Source organism: Kitasatospora sp. NPDC032150, assembly GCF_055579945.1.
Map to the genome: position 1 here is coordinate 112,344 of NZ_JBVIMH010000020.1, position 18,200 is coordinate 130,543.

Below are 18,200 nucleotides of genomic sequence, written 5' to 3' on the forward strand. Positions count from 1 at the left end.
CCCGCTCAGTACTCGATCCGCTCGCGCCGGGTGACCCGCAGCGAGACGACGGACAGGATGAGGGTGAAGAAGAAGATCACGACACCCATCGCGCAGGCGTAGCCGGCCTCCCCGAAGGCGAGGAAGTTGCGCATCAGATACGTGGACATCAGCTCGCTGTGGTGGTCGGGGCCACCGCCGTAGGCGCGTCCCGGGGTCATGCTGGCGACCAGCGCGAAGGCGTCCATCGCCACGATCGCGAGGTAGACCCAGGCGGTCTGCACGGTCTCCCAGAGCAGCGGCAGCGTGATCCTGAAGAAGGTCTGACCGCGTCCCGCGCCGTCCAGCAGGGCCGCCTCGTAGATGTCCCTGGGGATCGACTGCATCGCGGCCGAGAACAGCACCAGGTAGAAGCCGACCCCGCTCCAGACCAGCACCCCGAGGATGCACCAGAGCACCAGGTCGGGGTCGGAGAGCCAGGCCACCGGGTGCTGGGCGTCCGCCAGCCCCAGCTTGATCAGTACGCCATTGGCCAGGCCGGCGGCGTCGGTGCGGTAGACCGCCTGCCAGAGCACGGCGAGGATGGCGATCGAGAGCACCTGCGGGAAGAAGAAGACCACCTTGTAGAAGGCGGACCCGCGCACGCCCTGCACCCCGCCGGTGCCACCCCGGCCGCCGACGTTGAGCATGAAGGCGAAGAAGAGCGCGATCAGGATGGTCGCGACCGGAAGCACGGTGAGCAGCAGGACGTTGTGCCCGAGCGCGCCGAGGAAGACGCCGTCGTGGAACAGCTTGCCGTAGTTGTCCAGCCCGACGAAGTCCATCTGCTGGCTCTGCCCGGACCAGTCGGTCAGGGAGTACCCGAAGGTCTGCAGGTAGGGCCAGAGCACCAGGCCCGCGTACAGCACGATCGGGAGGAAGAGGAACCCCACGATGAAGGGGTACTTGCCGTGACGCATCGCCGCATCTCCTGTCCGTGCATCTCCTGCCCGTCAGACCCGGGCGCGCGCCGGAGCCGCCGCCCGCGGGCCCGGGCACACCCGTCGGCTCCGCCGGTCAGACGGACTTGTTCTTGGCCGCCGACTCCTTGGCGCGCTTGATCCACTCGTCCGGTCCGATGCGCTTGGCCATCAGCTCGCCGGAGGCGTTCTGCAGGTCCTCGTCGAACTTGCTGGCGGTGTTCGGGTACTGGTAGTTGAAGGTGTTGGTGCCCGCGGCCTTCAGGGCCACCACGGTGGACTGGGTGCCCGGCTTCAGCTTGACCTCGGGGCCGACGCCGTCCTTGAGGCAGGTGAGGCTGTTGGCGGTCTGGGCGAACTTGCCCGAGGCCTCCTTGGTCAGCATCATCCGCAGGAACTCCAGACCGCCGGCCACGTTCCTGCCCTGCCGGGGCACGATGAACGGCTCGCCCGCGCCCGCCCGGATCGCCTCGAACGGCATCCGGTCGCCGGGCAGCGAAGGCATCGGCATGAAGGTCATCTCGAAGTCGGCCGGGGTGGAGGCGAGTTGTTCGTTCTCCAGCCAGGAGCCGCACGGGATGAAGGCGGCCTTGTACTGGTTCCACGCGGTCTGCGACTCGGTGTGGGTCATGCCGTTCGTACCAGGGAGCAGGAAGTCCTGGTCGACCACCTGGTAGAACGCGTCCATCGCAGTCTTGACGGCCGGGTCGTCCCAGGAGGTCGGGTCCAGGTTGTCGATCCGCTTCATCAGGGCCGGGCCACCCTGCTTGGCGATCATGTCCAACATGGCGACGTTGATGTAGTACGGGTACTTGCCCTGATGGGCCAGCGGGGCGATGCCGGCGGCCTTGATCCGGCTGCCGAGTGCGATGAAGTCGGCCCAGGTCTTCGGAGCCGTCCAGCCGTGCTCCCGGAACAGCTTGCCCGAGTACCAGAGGCCGAACACGGTGTAGACGTAGGAGAGGTTGTAGACCTTGCCCTTGACCGTGCCGGAGTCGAGCGTGCCGGGCATCAGCACGTCGCGGACCTTCCTGGTCGGGTCGTCGAGGTACGGTGCGTCCAACAGCGGCTGTAGATCGGTCAGTTGGTTGGAGTCGACCAGCACGTCCAGCTTGATCTGCTTGTTGCCGGAGTCGTCGATGACGTCCGGCGGGCTGCCCGCGTTGAAGCGCGGCTGGAGCTTGCCGGTGACGTCCTTGTCCGCCTGATGGTTGATCCTCGCGTCGGGGTAGGACTTCGCGTAGATGGCCTCGAACGCCTTGGCGTAGTCACTGCCGTAGCCGCCGTCGAAGATGAAGACCTCAAGGCCCGCCCCGGCGTCCACGCCGAACGGGTTCTTGACGTCGGTGAGGTTGTAACCGCTGCTCTTCGTTCCCTTGTTGTCGCTTCCGCCGGCGCCGGCGGCGCAGGCGGCGAGCAGTGGACTTCCGGCCGCCGCGAGCACGGCGATACCGGCGGCACGCTTGAAGATGTCACGGCGGTTGTACTCGCTTGCAGAGCCCATGAGTGCCCTAACCCCTCGGTGTCCTTGAGATGCAGCCAGATTATGACGGCTCGTCAATTCCCGCTGCTGGGGCGCGCCCAGCGGCGAAAGTGCCGCTCAGAGGCGTTGCTGTGATGCGCAAAGGTATAGTCCTGCGGCCATCCGGCGGCAATAGCGCGCACCACCGGGGGTGACCGGTGACTGTCAAAGCGTTGCCGGCCGTGCAGCATGTGCAATTCGCAGGGGCCCGCAGAGGTGCGCCAGGGCCGCTGACATCCGAGAACGTAGCGCGTTCATGCGTGTTTGAACATAGAAACGCGCAAGTTCGAGCAGCAATGCGTCAAAACGTGATCCGGAAACAGAAGAGGCCGGCACCCACTCCGAGGAGTGGGTGCCGGCCTCCGCCGGACCTACTGGGATCAGCCGATCAGCGAGCGCAGCACGTACTGCAGGATGCCGCCGTTGCGGTAGTAGTCCGCCTCGCCGGGGGTGTCGATGCGGACGACCGCGTCGAACTCGGTGCTGGTCCCGTCCGCGCCGACCGCCTTGACCTTGAGGGTCTTGGGGGTGCGGCCCTCGTTGAGCTCGGTCACGCCGGTGATGGAGAAGGTCTCCTCGCCGGTCAGGCCGAGGGAGTCGGCACTCTGGCCCTCCGGGAACTGCAGCGGCAGGACGCCCATGCCGATCAGGTTCGAGCGGTGGATGCGCTCGTACGACTCGGCGATGACGGCCTTGACGCCCAGCAGTGCGGTGCCCTTGGCGGCCCAGTCACGGGACGAACCGGAGCCGTACTCCTTGCCCGCCAGGACGACCAGCGGGGTGCCGGCGGCCTGGTAGTTCTGCGACGCGTCGTAGATGAACGACACCGGGGCGTCGGCCTGGGTGAAGTCGCGGGTGTAGCCGCCCTCGGTGCCCGGCGCGATCTGGTTGCGCAGGCGGATGTTGGCGAAGGTGCCGCGGATCATCACCTCGTGGTTGCCACGGCGGGAACCGTACGAGTTGAAGTCGCGCTTCTCCACACCGTGCTCGGTCAGGTACTGCGCCGCGGGGGTGCCCGGCTTGATATTGCCGGCCGGGGAGATGTGGTCGGTGGTGACCGAGTCGCCCAGCTTGGCCAGGACGCGGGCGCCGGTGATGTCGGTCACCGGGCTCGGGGTCTTGGCCATGCCCTCGAAGTACGGGGGCTTGCGGACGTAGGTGGACTCGGCGTCCCACTCGAAGGTGTTGCCGGTCGGGACCGGGAGCGACTGCCAGCGGTGGTCGCCGGCGAAGACGTCCTGGTAGCCCTTGTCGAACATGGCCTCGTCGATGGAGCCGGCGACGACGTCGGCGACCTCCTGCTCGGTGGGCCAGATGTCGGCGAGAAAGACGTCGTTGCCCTCCGCGTCCTGACCCAGGGCCTCGCGGGTGATGTCGACGTTCATGTTGCCGGCGAGGGCGTAGGCGACCACCAGCGGCGGGGAGGCCAGGTAGTTCATCTTGACGTCGGGGTTGATCCGGCCCTCGAAGTTGCGGTTGCCGGAGAGCACCGAGACGACGGCCAGGTCGGCCTCGTTGACCGCGGCCGAGACCTCCTCGGGCAGCGGGCCCGAGTTGCCGATGCAGGTGACGCAGCCGTAGCCGACCAGGTTGAAGCCCAGCTTCTCCATGTACGGGAGCAGGCCGGCCTTCTCGTAGTAGTCCATGACGACCTTGGAGCCGGGCGCCAGGGTGGTCTTGACCCAGGGCTTGACCGTCAGGCCCTTCTCCACGGCCTTCTTCGCCAGCAGGGCGGCGCCCAGCATGACGGAGGGGTTGGAGGTGTTGGTGCAGGAGGTGATCGAGGCGATCACGACCGCGCCGTTGTCGATCTCGTAGGACGAGCCGTCGGGGGCGGTGACGGCGGTCGGCTTGGACGCCTCGACCGAGTAGGTCGGCAGCGCCTCGGCGAACTTGGCCGCGGCCTCGGCGAGGACGACGCGGTCCTGCGGGCGCTTCGGGCCGGAGATCGACGGGACGACGGTGGAGACGTCCAGCTCCAGGTACTCGGAGTAGACCGGCTCGACCGACGGGTCGTGCCAGAGGCCCTGCTCCTTGGCGTACGCCTCGACCAGGGCGAGCTGCTGCTCGCTGCGGCCGGTGAGCTTCAGGTAGTTGATGGTCTCGGCGTCGATCGGGAAGATCGCGCAGGTCGAGCCGAACTCCGGCGACATGTTGCCGATGGTGGCGCGGTTGGCCAGCGGGATGGCGCCGATGCCGTCACCGTAGAACTCGACGAACTTGCCGACCACACCGTGCTTGCGCAGCATCTCGGTGATGGTGAGCACCAGGTCGGTGGCGGTGGTGCCGGCCGGCAGCTCGCCGGTCAGCTTGAAGCCGACCACGCGCGGGATCAGCATGGAGACCGGCTGGCCGAGCATCGCGGCCTCGGCCTCGATGCCGCCGACGCCCCAGCCCAGCACGCCGAGGCCGTTGACCATGGTGGTGTGCGAGTCGGTGCCGACGCAGGTGTCGGGGTACGCCTGGCCACCCCGAACCATGACCGTGCGGGCCAGGTGCTCGATGTTCACCTGGTGGACGATGCCGGTGCCCGGCGGGACGACCTTGAACTCGTCGAACGCGGTCTGGCCCCAGCGCAGGAACTGGTAGCGCTCCTTGTTGCGGCCGTACTCGATCTCGACGTTCTGGACGAAGGCGTCCGGGGTGCCGAACTTGTCCGCGATGACGGAGTGGTCGATGACCAGCTCGGCCGGGGCCAGCGGGTTGATCTTGGACGGGTCGCCGCCAAGCTCCTTGACAGCCTCACGCATGGTGGCGAGGTCGACCACGCACGGCACACCGGTGAAGTCCTGCATGATCACGCGGGCCGGGGTGAACTGGATCTCCTCGCTCGGCTGGGCGGTGGCGTCCCAGTTGCCGAGCGCGCGGATGTGGTCGGCGGTGATGTTCGCGCCGTCCTCGGTGCGGAGCAGGTTCTCCAGCAGCACCTTGAGGCTGTACGGCAGCCGCTCGGAACCCTCGACGGCGGAGAGCTTGAAGATCTCGTACGACTCGTCGCCCACCTGCAGCGAGCTGCGGGCGTCGAAGCTGTTCGCGGACACGACTGACTCCTTCTAGGTGCTTCGTGTGTGCGTGGGGCCGTGCTGCGCCCCTCTGCCCACCGGGCGATAAGGTGAGGTAAGCCTTAGCTAACTAACCATTCGCGGGAATGGGCGCCTGCGCCTCTCGGCAAGTATCTTGACGTCAAGATAAATCCTAGCGTGGAGTTATCTCGATGTCGAGATAAACCATAATGCATGGGCGCCTGACTCCCACCTGCAGGCATGCCTTCCGCCGGCATGCCTTTGGGCGCGATCCGACGACACCGCCGTGACATGCCTCCAAAACTTCCTGCACCACCCCCCTGACGCAAGTCCTGGGCCCGCGCATCGTGCCGGTGACCGGTCCGGCTACGGTGAAGCCCAGTCAGTCGACCGCCACCGTCCAGGGAGCCCACTCGTGATCGTCGTCGATGCCTCCGCGCTGGTGCTGGCGCTCGCCGACCGGGGTGCACGGGGCGAGGCGGCCCGGGCCGAACTGGCGGCGGGCGGCGAGTGGGTCGCCCCCGAGCACGTGGTGATCGAGGTGATGCAGTCGCTGCGCGGGCTGTACCTCGCCCGGGAACTCGACGCGGACCGGGTGGCCGAACTGGCCTCCGAACTGGCCGGCCTGGTGATCCGCAAGGTGGAGGCCGCTCCCCTGCTCGGGCGGATCTGGGAGTTGAAGGACAACCTGACGCCGGACGACGCCGCCTACGTCGCTGTCGCGGAGCAGCTCGGGGTCCCGCTGGTGACGGCCGACCTGCGGCTGATGCGGGCGAGCGGGCCGCGCTGCGAGATCCGGGGCATCGCTCCCGCGCGGTGACCCGGGCCGTCGGGGCCGGGGCTTCGCGCGGGGCGGCGTCCGCCCCGGAGCGGTGACCTCGGAGCATCGGCCCTTCGCGCAGACCGAACACCTCACCCGGGCCGCGCCGAACGGGCAGTGCCGTACCGGCCGCCCGTACGGGTGACCCTGCGGCACGGCTCCACGCGGTGCGCCGGGCGGGGCCGAGACCGTGGTCGGTGTCCAGCAGTCACGGCACCGCCCGTGTCCGCTCACCCCGGAGGTCCGACCACACCATGTCCGCCCCGCTCGCCGCTTCCCTGCTCCCGCTCGCCCTGCTGCACCCGGCACTGCCCCACACCACCGAGGTGGACGCCGACTTCGCCCCGGCCTCCGCCTTCGTGCCGCCGACCGCGATCAGCCACGCGCCGGACCTCGTCCGGTACGGCTCCCACGTCCGTGTGAGGGTGGTGCGCACCACGGACGGGACCACGGTGCGCATGGAGCTGTCGGGGGCCACGGCGGAACACGGGTTCCCGGTCCACGCGCACACGGGGCGGTGCGGCGCCGACCCGGCCGCGTCCGGTCCGCATTACCAGCACAGCGTGGACCCGGTGCAGCCCTCCAGCGACCTGGCGTACGCCAACGACCGCAACGAGCTGCGCATGACGCTCCGCACCGACCGGGCCGGCAACGGCTCGGCGAGCGCCACCGTCCGCTGGGCCTTCCGGCCGGGCGAGGCGAGGTCGCTCGTCCTCCACGCGGGCGCCCCGGCCGGCTCGCATGCCGCGAGCGACCGGGTGGCCTGCGTGAACGTGGCCTTCTGAAGAGCCGGGCGGAGCGAGCCGGTCAGGAACCCAGCGTGGCGACCAGGACGGCCTTGATGGTGTGCAGGCGGTTCTCCGCCTGGTCGAAGACGATGGAGTGCTTGGACTCGAACACCTCGTCGGTCACCTCCAGCTCGGACATCCCGGTGGCCTCGTGCATCTGCCGGCCGACCTCCGTACCCAGGTCATGGAAGGCCGGAAGGCAGTGCAGGAACTTCACGGCCGGGTTGCCGGTCGCCCGGACCGTCTCCATCGAGACCTGGTAGGGCTTCAGCATCGCGATCCGCTCGACCCAGACCTCCTTGGGCTCGCCCATCGATACCCAGACGTCGGTGTAGAGGAAGTCGGCGCCGGCGACCCCGGCCGCGACGTCCTCCGTCAGGGTGATCCGGGCGCCCGTGGAGTCGGCGAGCGCCCGGGCGGCCTTCTGCACCTCCTCGGCCGGCCAGAGCTGTCGCGGGGCGACGATCCGGATGTCCATCCCCAGCAGAGCGCCGGTGACCAGCAGCGAGTTGCCCATGTTGGAGCGGGCGTCGCCGAGGTAGGCCAGGGCGACCTCCTCCAGCGGCTCGGCGGTGTGCTCCCGGATGGTCAGCGCGTCCGCCAGCATCTGGGTGGGGTGCCACTCGTCGGTGAGCCCGTTCCAGACCGGCACGCCCGCGTACTCGGCCAGTTCCTCGACGACCCCCTGGCCGTGACCCCGGTACTCGATGCCGTCGAACATCCGGCCGAGCACCCGGGCGGTGTCCTTGATCGACTCCTTGTGGCCGATCTGCGAGCCCGAGGGGTCCAGGTAGGTGGTGCTCGCCCCCTGGTCATGAGCGGCCACCTCGAAGGCACAGCGAGTCCGGGTCGAGGTCTTCTCGAAGATCAGCGCGATGTTCTTGCCGCGCAGCCGCTGCTGCTCCGTCCCCGCGTACTTGGCGGCCTTGAGCTGCGCGGAGAGGTCGAGCAGGAAGCGGAACTCCTGCGGGGAGAAGTCCAGCTCCTTGAGGAAGTGCCGGTTCCGGAGGTTGAAGGCCATGCCGGGCTCCTGTGGCGTCGGGGACACTGAGACGGGAAGTGTATACGAGGTTATGAATTTGTATGCAGGTCCAAATCGTCCTGGCCACTCGCCGGAAGGGCCGCCCCGGACTGTAGGGGCGGCCCTTCCGGCGGGTGGCCCATCCGGCGGGTGAACCTCCAGCGGGAGTGGCCGGGGCCCGGCGTGGGCCTCAGAGCCGCGGATCGACCGGCTCCGACTCCAGAGCCAGCACGGCGAACACCGCCTCGTGCACCCGCCACAGCGGCTCCCCCGCCGCCAGCCGGTCAAGTGCCTCCAGGCCGAGGGCGTACTCGCGCAGGGCGAGTGACCGCTTGTGGCCGAGCGAGCGCTGCCGCAGCTGCTCCAGGTGCCGGGTGTAGTCCGGACCGTAGATGATCCGCAGGTACTCCCGGCCGCGCACCTTGATACCCGGCTGGACCAGACCGCCGGGGCGGCCCTCGCCCGCCTCGCGCCGGACGAGGGAGGCGAGCGGCTTGACCACCATGCCCTCGCCGCCGGCCGCCGTCAGCTCCTCCCACCAGGCGACGCCCGCGGTGATCGACTCCTCGTCCGAGGTGTCCACCACCAGACGGCCGGTGCTCCGCAGGATCGGCTCCTGCGGGTCGTCGGCCGCGACCAGGCGGTCGATCCAGGCGAGGTGCTGGTCGTGCGGACGGACCGCGAGGTTCGCGCCCTCGGCCGCCAGCACCTGGAACGGCGCCAGCCGGATGCCCGACAGGCCCTCGGTCGGCCAGCAGTAGCGGCGGTAGGCGGCGGTGAACGCCTCCGCGTCCGCCGCCCTCTGCCGCTGCCGTTCGGTCAGCTCCGCCAGCTCCAGACCGCGTCCGGCGCCCTGCTCCAGCGCTGCCAGCACCCGCGGAAGTGCCGCGCCCGCCGCCGCACCGACCGCCGCGTACTGACGGCGCAGCAGCTCGGCGGCCTTGAGCGACCAGGGCATCAGCTCGGTGTCGAGCAACAGCCAGTCACTGGCCAGCTCCTCGAACAGCCCGGCCCTCTCGGCGGCCACCCGAACCCGGTCCAGCACCGCCCCGGTCAGCTCCTCGTCGCTGAGGAAGGCCCGCCCGGTCCGGGTCCAGACCGCACCTGGCCCCTCGACTCCGAACCGCTTCTCCAGCGCGGCGGCATCCCGGGCGACCAGGACCACCGCGCGCGAGCCCATGTGTTTCTCCTCGCAGACCACCTGCCGCACCCCGTCGTGGCGGTAGGCGAGGAACGCCTCCTCCGGGTGCTCCAGATAGCCCTCGCGGCGCGAGGTCGCGCTGGGGGCCATGGTCGGCGGCAGATACGCCAGCAGCCTGGGGTCGAGCGCGAAACGGCTCATCACCTCCAGCGCGGCCGCCGCGTTCTCCTCCCGCACGGCGACCCGGCCGTGGTGGGTGGTGTCGACCACCCGGCGGCCCGCCACGTCGGCCAGGTCGAGCGGACGGCCGTCGCGGGCACCGGGTGCGTCACCGTGCATCGGCCGGACCGGGGCGTACCACTCCTGCTCGGCCGGGACGCTGACCAGCTCGCGCTCCGGGTAGCGCAACGCGGTGAGGCTGCCGCCGAAGACGCAGCCGGTGTCCAGGCAGATGGTGTTGTTGAGGAAGCTCGCGGACGGGACCGGGGTGTGGCCGTAGACCACCAGCGCCCGGCCCCGGTACTCCTCGGCCCACGGGTAGCGGACCGGCAGCCCGTACTCGTCAGCCTCACCGGTGGTGTCGCCGTAGAGCGTGTGCGAGCGGACCCGGCCCGAGGTGCGGCCGTGGTACTTCTCCGGGAGGCCGGCGTGGCAGACCACCAGGTCGCCGCCGTCCAGCAGGTAGTGGCTGACCAGATCGCGCATGAAGGCCTGCACCTGGGCTCGGAACTCCTCGCTCTCGCCCGCCAGTTGGTCCACCGACTCCTGCAGGCCGTGCGAGACGGTGACCTTGCGGCCGGCCATCCACCGGCCCAACTTGTTCTCGTGGTTGCCGGGGACGCAGATGGCGTGTCCTGCAACCACCATGCCCATCACCAGGCGCAGCACACCCGGGGTGTCCGGGCCGCGGTCGACCAGGTCTCCGACGAAGACAGCGGTACGGCCTTCGGGGTGCGCGGCATCGACCGGGCGGCCCTGCTCGTCCCGGGTGAGGGTGTAGCCGAGCCGGACCAGCAGGGTCTCCAACTCGGAGCGGCAACCGTGGATGTCACCGACGATGTCGAACGGCCCGGTGAGGTGGCGCAGGTCGTTGAAGCGCTTCTCGATGACGATCCGGGCGGCCACCACCTCCGCCTCCCCGCGCAGCACGTGGACCTTGCGGAAGCCCTCCCGCTCCAGCCCCCTGAGCGAGCGGCGCAGCTCGCGCTGCTGACGTGGGATCACATGTGGCGGAAGCTGCCGGTCCGGGCGGGTGCGATTGCGTTCGGCACAGACGTCCGGCGGGACGTCGAGGACGATCGCGATCGGGAGCACGTCATGCTCCCGGGCAATCTGCACCAGTCGGCGCCGGGCCTCCTGCTGGACGTTGGTGGCGTCGACCACGGTGAACCGACCGGCGGCCAGCCGCTTGCCGACGATGTAGTGCAGCACGTCGAAGGCGTCGCTGGAGGCGGACTGGTCGTTCTGGTCGTCGGCGACCAGACCGCGGCAGAAGTCGGAGGAGACCACCTGGGTCGGCAGGAAGTGCTTGCGGGCGAAGCTGGACTTGCCCGAGCCCGTGGTGCCGACCAGCACCACCAGCGAGAGGTCGGTGACGGGCAGGGCGCGGACCTGGGCGGGCGCTGCGGTGGTGGTGTCGGTCATCGAGTCACGCTCCCTTCCGTGGCGGTCGTGGTGGTGGTGGCGGCGTCGGTGGTGGCGGCGGCGGTGGCGGCGGCGGCGGTGGCGGCGGCGGTGGCGGCGGCGGCGGTGGCGGCGGGCTCGACGCCGGCGCCCCCGAGGCGGAACAGCGCCAGTTGGGTCGGCGCACCGACCTCCTCGTCGTACGGGCCGACGGGCCGGATGGTGACGTCGTACCCGTACGTGTCGGCCACCCGCTGCGTCCAGGCCAGGAACTGTGCCCGGTCCCACTCGAACCGGTGGTCCGCGTGCCGGACGTGCCCGGCAGGAAGGGTCTCCCAGCGGACGTTGTACTCGACGTTGGGTGTGGTCACGACGACGGCACCGGGGCGGGCGGCGCCGAACACCGCGTACTCGAGTGCGGGCAGTCGGGGCAGGTCGAGGTGCTCGATCACCTCGCAGAGCACGGCCGCGTCGTAGCCCTTGAGGCGCGCGTCGGTGTAGGTGAGCGCACCCTGGACGAGCCTGACCCGGGACGACTGGCGCTCCGGCATCCGCTCGATCCGCAGTTTGCGGGCGGCTGCCGAGAGTGCCCGCGCGGACACGTCCACGCCGAGCACCTCGGTCACCCGGGTGTCCTTGAGCAGCGCGCCGACCAACTCGCCCTGCCCGCAGCCGAGATCGAGGATCCGGGCCGCGCCCGTCTCACGCAGGGCGGCCAGGATCGCTTCCCGGCGCTGAACGGCGAGCGAGGTGCGCTTCCGGTCGGCCGGCCCCTCGGCACCCGCCTCGGGCTCGGCGACCTCCCTGCCGTCGGCGCTCTCTCCGGTGTTCTCGTCGGTGCCATCGTCGGTGCCATCGTCGTCCACCGCATTGTCCAGTTCCTCGGCCTCCCGCTCGTCGGCCTCGGCGAGCCGGGCCAGCTCCAGGCGTTCCATCGCGGTCCGGGCCAGCGACCAGCGCCGCGCCAGGTACCGGCGGATGATCAGATTGAGCTCCGGGTGCTCGGCCAGCCAGCCCTCTCCGGCGTCGAGAAGCTTGTCCACCTCGTCCGGCGCGACCCAGTAGTGCTTGGAACCGTCCAGCACCGGCAGCAGCACATAGAGCTGCTGGAGCGCGTCGGCCAGCCGCACGGTGGCGGTCAGCTCGACCCGGACGTACCGGGACTCGCCCCACTCGGGGAACGCCTCGTCCAGCGAGATCGCCTCGGCCGCGACCTGCCAGCCGAGCGGCTCGAAGAGCCGGCCGACCAGCACGGCGCCACCGCTCTCGCCCGCACCGCTCGCAGGTACCGCGGGCAGTGAGATCCGCAGCGGCATCGGCTGGTCCGCCAGGCCGGGACGCGTCTCGCAGACGCCCTTCATCGCGGTCCGGAAGACCGTCCGCAGGGCTACCGTGAGCAGCGAGGAGGCCGCGTAGGGGCGGTCGTTGACGTACTGGGCGAGCGAGAAGTCCGGAGAGCCGCCGCGGCCCTTGCCCCGACCCTTGCGCACCAGCGCGATCGGGTCGACGTCCAGCAGCAGCACCGCGGTGCACGTCTCGGCCGTCGCCTCGGGGTAGAAGACATGCGCCTCACCGTGGGAGGTCGAGAACCGCTGCACCTTGCCAGGGTGCTTGTGCAGCAGAAATCCCAGGTCGGTGGCGGGCCGCTCGGCCGTTCCTGTGGTGGAGATCGAGATGAACACCCGGCTGAGTATCGCCGAGCACCCATCACGCGGGCACCGGGTTTTATGCGCACCTCGGCTCGAATCGATGTCCGGATGATCCGAATCCGCGTCCGGACGGTGAGCGGGTTCGGCAGCCGCGGCCGGGATTCGTTAACGTGCACGATGTGACTGCTGAAACCTCCAACCTCGCAAGCGGCGCCGTTGCGGCCGGTCTGGCCACCATCGCCGCCGACGGGACCGTCCTCGACACCTGGTACCCCGCCCCCGAACTCGTCGCCGGGGCGGGCCCGGCCGGCACCGTCCGACTGACCGCCGAAGAGGCCGAGGCGGCCCTCGGCGCGGGCACCGCCGAGGCGCTGCGCAGTGACGCGCGCCGGGGCGTCGAGGTGGTCGCGGTGCGCACCACCATCGCTTCCCTGGACGAGAAGCCGCTGGACACGCACGACGTGTACCTTCGCCTGCACCTGCTGAGCCACCGCCTGGTCAAGCCGCACGGCCAGAACCTGGACGGCATCTTCGGCCTGCTCGCCAACGTCGCCTGGACCAGCATCGGTCCGGTGCCGGTCGAGAACGTCGAGCAGGCCCGGCTCGCCGTCCGCGTCCAGGGCGGCCAGCTGGCCGTGTACGGGATCGACAAGTTCCCGCGGATGAGCGACTACGTCGCGCCGTCGGGTGTCCGGATCGCGCACGCGGACCGGGTCCGCCTCGGTGCGCACCTGGCCGTCGGCACCACCGTGATGCACGAGGGCTTCGTCAACTTCAACGCCGGCACCCTGGGCACCTCGATGGTCGAGGGCCGGATCAGCGCGGGCGTCGTGGTCGGCGACCACAGCGACATCGGTGGCGGGGCCTCGATCATGGGCACCCTGTCCGGTGGCGGCAAGCAGGTCGTCTCGGTCGGCCAGCGCTGCCTGCTGGGCGCCAACGCTGGCATCGGCATCTCGCTCGGCAACGACTGTGTGGTCGAGGCCGGTCTGTACGTGACCGCCGGCACCCGTGTCACCACCCCCGACGGCAAGATCGCCAAGGCGGTCGAGCTCTCCGGCCAGGACAACCTGCTGTTCCGCCGCAACTCGCAGAGCGGCGCGGTCGAGGTGATCGCCCGATCCGGTTCGTGGGGTGGGCTCAACGCCGACCTGCACGCGCACAACTGACCTCCTCTGCACTGTGCCGGGCTCTCGGCGCCGTCCTCGCGGCGGCACCGAGAGCCCGGTCCTTTTCCCGTACACCCGGCGCGCTCGCTCCGGCCGGGCACGCGTATTCCGGCCCGGCAGCCGCGCCCCGAACGAAGCGACGGCATAGAACCGACGACGCCCACAACCTCCCGCGCCCCGGCACCCCGCGCCCCGGCACCCCCGCACCCCCGCACCCCCGCACCCCCGCACCCCGCCGCTCCTAGCCGAGTGCGGCGCCGCGCCGCAAGCCGTCCTCACCCCTGCGGCTGACAGCAGGCTGGGCTTGGAGCTCAACGAGTGGTGCCGGGTGACTGGGCACCCGAGCCGCTCGTTGAACCGGCGGCGTCGACCTCCGCCGCCTCACACCGCACTACCGAGCTGGAGGGTCCCCCTCATGTCCGAGCCCAGGTCCGAGGCACCCGTCGCACCACAGACAGCGGCCACCGCAGGCGTGCCCACCGCTACCCCTCCCACTGCCGTCGTGCCACCCGCCGCCGCCACGCCCAAGAGCCTGCTGGAACAGATGCAGGAACTGCTCGCCTCCGTCAACGACTCGCTGGCCGGACTCGGCGCCGACCTGCGCTCCTCCGGCACCCGGCCGGACCAGGCCGGGCGGGAAGGGGCCGCCGACGGCTCCGCCGACTCGTCCGCCCCGGGCCGGTAGCCGGACGCTGCGCCCGGCGGCGCCAGCGGGATGACCAGGGTCGGCAGGTTCCCTTCCGAGCAGCGGTCCGCGCCCGGCCCGGTCCCCCCGCCGTGCGGCCTCGCGTCATTCGGCTCGGGGTTGTCCTGCTCACTGCTCGACTCAGGGGCTCCATCGGCCCCGGGACGCCGCCGCCCGGCGTCCCGCTGCTCGTCACCGGGCCGCTCACGGCTCGACTGTCGGCGGCCCCGGTCTTCGTCACCCCGCCCGTCCCTGCGGTGCTCCCACTCCTCGCCCTCGTACCAGGTGTCCCCTTCGTCCGGGAAGTCGGTGCTCTCCTCCACGGCCTCACCGCTCGAGTCCCCCGACTGCCTGCGCACCGCCCTGAGGAGTTCCGCCACCAAGTCCTTGCACTCGGCCCCCGCGTCGATGCCGTCGATGCACCGCCAGTAGAGGCGTTCGCCGTCAGCGCCGCAGGCCAGCACCACGAGCGCTTCGGCCACTTCGTGCAGGAGCCGGCCGAGTTCCCGGAGCACGGGCTCCAACTCGCCGAGTTCGTCAAGCCGGGAGGCGCGGCCGGTGCCACCCCACTCGCCCCGGCTCCACTCCCCCTCGGTGCCACCCTCGGCGGCCGCTCCGCCGGACGGCTGCTCCAAGCAGCCGACGGCGTGGGCACCCGCGTCGCAGAGCAGCTGGCCCAGAGCGCCGAGCTCACCGGACTCGCGCTCGGCGATCCGCACCCCGACGGCCTCGATGAGCAGCCCCGCCTGCCAGGCTTCGGCGAGCGCGTCCGATGCGCTTCGGGCCTCCGCCAGCGCGTGCCGAGCCGTCTTGATCAATCGCAGCGCGTCCATAACCCGCCGCTCCCCTCGCTTGCGTCGGACCGCCGTCGCCGACGGTGTGTCACGGCGCAAGCGTGCTGCTCGGATCGGGTCCGCGCAGCACCCAGGGGACAACCTGTGGACAACCCCGCCCTGTGGATAATCCGTGTCACCCACACGGGTGCACGAAAGCGCAGTTCAACGGAAGTTCAGTTCAGCGGAGCGGTGGTCCGGCAGTCAGCCGATCTGATCGCCCTCGCCGTCGTCCTCGCCCGTCGGTCGCCGACCTTCCACCGGGAAGCGCACCTCGTTCCGCTCGATCTTCGCTGCCAGCGCGGTAAGCGGATCCACCCCGACCGCCGTGCAGAACTGCAGCAGATACGCCAGCACATCGGCGACCTCGTCCCGGACCCGGTGCGCCCGGTCCGGCTCGGCCATCACCTCGGACGCCTGCTCCGGCGTCAACCATTGGAAGATTTCCAGGAGTTCGCCCGCCTCCACGCTCAACGCCGCCGCGAGGTTCTTCGGGGTGTGGAAAGGCTGCCAGTCCCGGGCCGCCGCGAAGTCGGTGAGCCGCTGCTGCAGCTCCTCCAGGGTCGGGCCCGCCGGGCCCTTCGTCTGCTCACTCACGCACCCAGGTCTACCCCATCGCCGGCGTCCCGGTGGAACCGCCCTCATCCGCCCCGTCCGCATCCGTGCCGGTCACGCCCCCGTCCGCACCGGTCGTACCACCCGCCCCACCCGCCGCATCCGCCCTGTCCCCGCGCGCCGACTGCGCCGGCACCCGGGGCGGATCGGGCCGCAGCACGCTGTGCCCGGTGGCCGGATCACGTCGGCACTCGACCAGCTCGGCACCGCCCGCCTCCCGTACCGGCGCCGGATCGTTCACCGCCGCCAGCAGCCGGACGTCCCCCTTCTCGCACACCTCGCGGGCCATCCGCAGCAGCGCGGCGACCTGCTCCCCCGCCAGTCCGGCGCCCAAGTCCTCTGCCAGTACGGCCAGTTGGCGATGCGCCGGCGGGACTTCGGCAGCCGGCTCCACGTCCAGCACCCCCGCGCCGGTCAGCAGTACCGCGGCGAAGGCGAGCAGCCGCAGCATGCCGTCCGAGGCCTGGTCCGCACCGGTCCGTCCGAGCACCCCCTCGTCGAAGACCGCGAGCAGCCGCTCTTGCGCCTCGGGCCCGCGCCGGGCCACGTCTAGCCCGAGCAGCGGGTGCGGAGCCGCCGCCTGGACGGCCTTGAGCAGCCGCCCGTAGCGCCGGGTGCAGTCGTTCCTGACCCTGGCCAGGACGGCGGAGATGTTGGCGGCCGTTCCCAGCAGCCTGGCGTCCGGATCGGGCTTCACCCAGTCGCGCATCAGGGCGGGCACCGGATGCAGCGGGAAGATCTCGCGCAGCGCGGTCAGCAACTGCTCGGCCGCCGCGAGCACCTTGCACTCCCCGGCCGAGGAGCCGGCCACCCGCAGCGGGATCTGGGTGACGATCAGGCTGTCGCTGGGGAACGGCGCCCGAATGTCGCCCTGCCGGGTGTCGTTGTGCCAGGTGACGTTGACCTTCCCGTGGGCCACGTCCTGCTCTCCGGTCTCGACCAGCGTCCGCCCCGCGCAGGTGAGCCATTCCCGGGCGACCCGGACCCGGCCGTCGGTGCGCACCACCAGTTCGAGCCGGATCGGTCCGGCACAGGAGCGGACCGTGCAGCCCAGGATGATCGCGTTCCGGCCGTGCGGCACACAGCCGAGCAGCCCGCCCCTGACCGGCTGGGCCAGCGGCCCCGCGGTACCGCCGAGTCCGTCCAGCGAAGGGCCGATCGGCTCGCCCAGCGCCAGCCGGGAGAGCACGGCCAGGGCGTCGAGCGCATTCGACTTGCCGACCCCGGAGGGCCCGTGGAGGACGGTGAACGGAGAGAGCGCGAGGGCCGTCCGGCGGTACGACTTGAACGATGTGAGCCTGAGCTCCTCGACGGCCGGGCGGGCGGACGCCCGCACGGCCGGGGTTCCGACCGGCACGACGGTGCCCGAGAGCGGCTGGACTGCGGACTGGGCGGCTTCGCTGGTCACCCGGGGCACCCTAGTTGCCGCCGGCCGAGACGAAACGTCCCTGCGCGCCCCGTTCATCCCTATGGGTAGCCGGACCCGCCCCCGGCGATTGACCGGACCGCCCGCCCGGGCTCAGCAGTACGTCGACACCTGTACCGAGCCGGTGACCCGGACCGGCTCCGGCAGCTCCGCCAGCGCCGCGCCGAGCACATCGGGAGCGGTGTGCCAGGCATTGGGGCCCATCGCCACCACGGCCGCCGCATCCGCCCGCGACAGGCTGAGCCGGAACTCCACCTCGACCCGGTCGGCCCTGGTGAACCACGGGCTCAGCTTCTCCTCGACCCGGCGTTCCTTCTCCTCGTCCACTGACAACAGGCCCAGCGCCGCGACGAGTTCGCGCAGATGCCGGGAGGTCGGTGTGACCAGCAGCAGTCGGCCACCCGGGCGCAGCACCCGGCGGATCTCCGGACCGTTCCTCGGTGCGAAGACGTTCAGGACCAGGTCGGCACAGCCGTCCAGGAGCGGGAGCGGACGCCAGGCGTCGCAGACCACCGCGCCGATCCGGGGATGCGCCTTGGCGGCCCGGCGCAGCGCGTACTTGGAGATGTCCAGGGCGGCGCCCACACCGCCGGCGTGCTCCAGTACCTGTGAGAGGTAGTAGCCGGTGCCCGCGCCCAGGTCCACCACCAGGCCGTCCGTCCGGTCCGCCGCCGCGGCCAGGGCCGCCGCGATCGGCCGGTAGTGGCCGGCAGCCAGGAAGTCGCTGCGGGCGGCGACCATGTCGGCCGTGTCGCCGGTCTTGGTGTGCGCGTCGCCGGCCAGCAGGCTGACGTAGCCCTGCTTGGCCTGGTCGAAGCTGTGGCCCGCGGGGCAGCGCAGGGTGCGCCCGTCGAGGGCCAGCCGCTGTGCGCAGTGCGGGCAGGCCAGGTAGCGCTCGATGTCCTGCAGCAACGTCCGTGGTTCCTCGCCGTGTCGGATGAAACCCC

At 70.9% G+C, this 18,200-nt stretch carries 13 protein-coding genes; 3 read left to right on the forward strand and 10 right to left on the reverse strand.

All coding sequences use genetic code 11. The features are described 5' to 3' along the window. Nucleotides 1-5: 5 nt before the first annotated feature. From ACZ5ON_RS23315 to acnA, 3 genes are all read right to left on the reverse strand, one after another. Entirely contained in the window at nucleotides 6-938 is a 933-nt protein-coding gene (locus ACZ5ON_RS23315) for a carbohydrate ABC transporter permease (protein WP_465595859.1), read from the reverse strand. Nucleotides 939-1,035: 97 nt separating this feature from the next. Then, nucleotides 1,036-2,442 (reverse strand): N-acetylglucosamine/diacetylchitobiose ABC transporter substrate-binding protein, encoded by a 1,407-nt coding sequence (gene ngcE, locus ACZ5ON_RS23320; protein WP_465595862.1) that lies wholly within the window; start codon nucleotides 2,440-2,442, stop codon nucleotides 1,036-1,038. 398 nt (nucleotides 2,443-2,840) lie between these two features. Next, nucleotides 2,841-5,501, reverse strand: a complete 2,661-nt coding sequence (gene acnA / locus ACZ5ON_RS23325; protein WP_465595865.1) for an aconitate hydratase AcnA — start codon at nucleotides 5,499-5,501, stop codon at nucleotides 2,841-2,843. A gap of 397 nt (nucleotides 5,502-5,898) precedes the next feature. Between acnA and ACZ5ON_RS23330 the strand changes: the two genes are divergently transcribed. Together ACZ5ON_RS23330 and ACZ5ON_RS23335 are read left to right on the forward strand one after the other, a co-directional pair. Continuing rightward, nucleotides 5,899-6,303: a type II toxin-antitoxin system VapC family toxin gene (locus ACZ5ON_RS23330; RefSeq protein ID WP_465595868.1), complete on the forward strand. Its 405-nt coding sequence runs from the start codon at nucleotides 5,899-5,901 to the stop codon at nucleotides 6,301-6,303. 197 nt (nucleotides 6,304-6,500) lie between these two features. Beyond that, nucleotides 6,501-7,088, forward strand: coding sequence for a superoxide dismutase family protein (locus ACZ5ON_RS23335; RefSeq protein WP_465595871.1), 588 nt, complete (start codon nucleotides 6,501-6,503; stop codon nucleotides 7,086-7,088). A gap of 22 nt (nucleotides 7,089-7,110) precedes the next feature. On the opposite strand, the gene argF is transcribed toward ACZ5ON_RS23335, so the two are convergent. From argF to ACZ5ON_RS23350, 3 genes are all read right to left on the reverse strand, one after another. Next, nucleotides 7,111-8,112, reverse strand: coding sequence for an ornithine carbamoyltransferase (argF, locus tag ACZ5ON_RS23340; protein WP_465595874.1), 1,002 nt, complete (start codon nucleotides 8,110-8,112; stop codon nucleotides 7,111-7,113). A gap of 190 nt (nucleotides 8,113-8,302) precedes the next feature. Further along, nucleotides 8,303-10,897 (reverse strand): polynucleotide kinase-phosphatase, encoded by a 2,595-nt coding sequence (locus tag ACZ5ON_RS23345; RefSeq protein ID WP_465595877.1) that lies wholly within the window; start codon nucleotides 10,895-10,897, stop codon nucleotides 8,303-8,305. Then, nucleotides 10,894-12,558: a 3' terminal RNA ribose 2'-O-methyltransferase Hen1 gene (locus ACZ5ON_RS23350; RefSeq protein ID WP_465595880.1), complete on the reverse strand. Its 1,665-nt coding sequence runs from the start codon at nucleotides 12,556-12,558 to the stop codon at nucleotides 10,894-10,896. Before ACZ5ON_RS23350 ends, ACZ5ON_RS23345 begins: the two co-directional genes overlap by 4 nt. A gap of 146 nt (nucleotides 12,559-12,704) precedes the next feature. Between ACZ5ON_RS23350 and dapD the strand changes: the two genes are divergently transcribed. After that, nucleotides 12,705-13,694, forward strand: coding sequence for a 2,3,4,5-tetrahydropyridine-2,6-dicarboxylate N-succinyltransferase (dapD, locus tag ACZ5ON_RS23355; protein ID WP_465595883.1), 990 nt, complete (start codon nucleotides 12,705-12,707; stop codon nucleotides 13,692-13,694). 381 nt (nucleotides 13,695-14,075) lie between these two features. Here the strand turns inward: dapD and ACZ5ON_RS23360 are convergent, their stop codons facing one another. The 4 genes from ACZ5ON_RS23360 to ACZ5ON_RS23375 form a co-directional block, all read right to left on the reverse strand. Further along, a complete protein-coding gene (locus ACZ5ON_RS23360; protein WP_465595886.1) occupies nucleotides 14,076-15,212 on the reverse strand; it encodes a DUF6099 family protein in 1,137 nt (378 codons plus the stop codon). Nucleotides 15,213-15,416: 204 nt separating this feature from the next. Next, a complete protein-coding gene (locus tag ACZ5ON_RS23365) occupies nucleotides 15,417-15,809 on the reverse strand; it encodes a nucleotide pyrophosphohydrolase (RefSeq protein WP_465595888.1) in 393 nt (130 codons plus the stop codon). 10 nt (nucleotides 15,810-15,819) lie between these two features. Continuing rightward, nucleotides 15,820-17,235, reverse strand: a complete 1,416-nt coding sequence (locus ACZ5ON_RS23370; RefSeq protein ID WP_465595891.1) for an AAA family ATPase — start codon at nucleotides 17,233-17,235, stop codon at nucleotides 15,820-15,822. Nucleotides 17,236-17,346: 111 nt separating this feature from the next. Then, entirely contained in the window at nucleotides 17,347-18,165 is an 819-nt protein-coding gene (locus ACZ5ON_RS23375) for a putative RNA methyltransferase (RefSeq protein ID WP_465595894.1), read from the reverse strand. Between the last annotated feature and the right edge of the window lie 35 nt (nucleotides 18,166-18,200).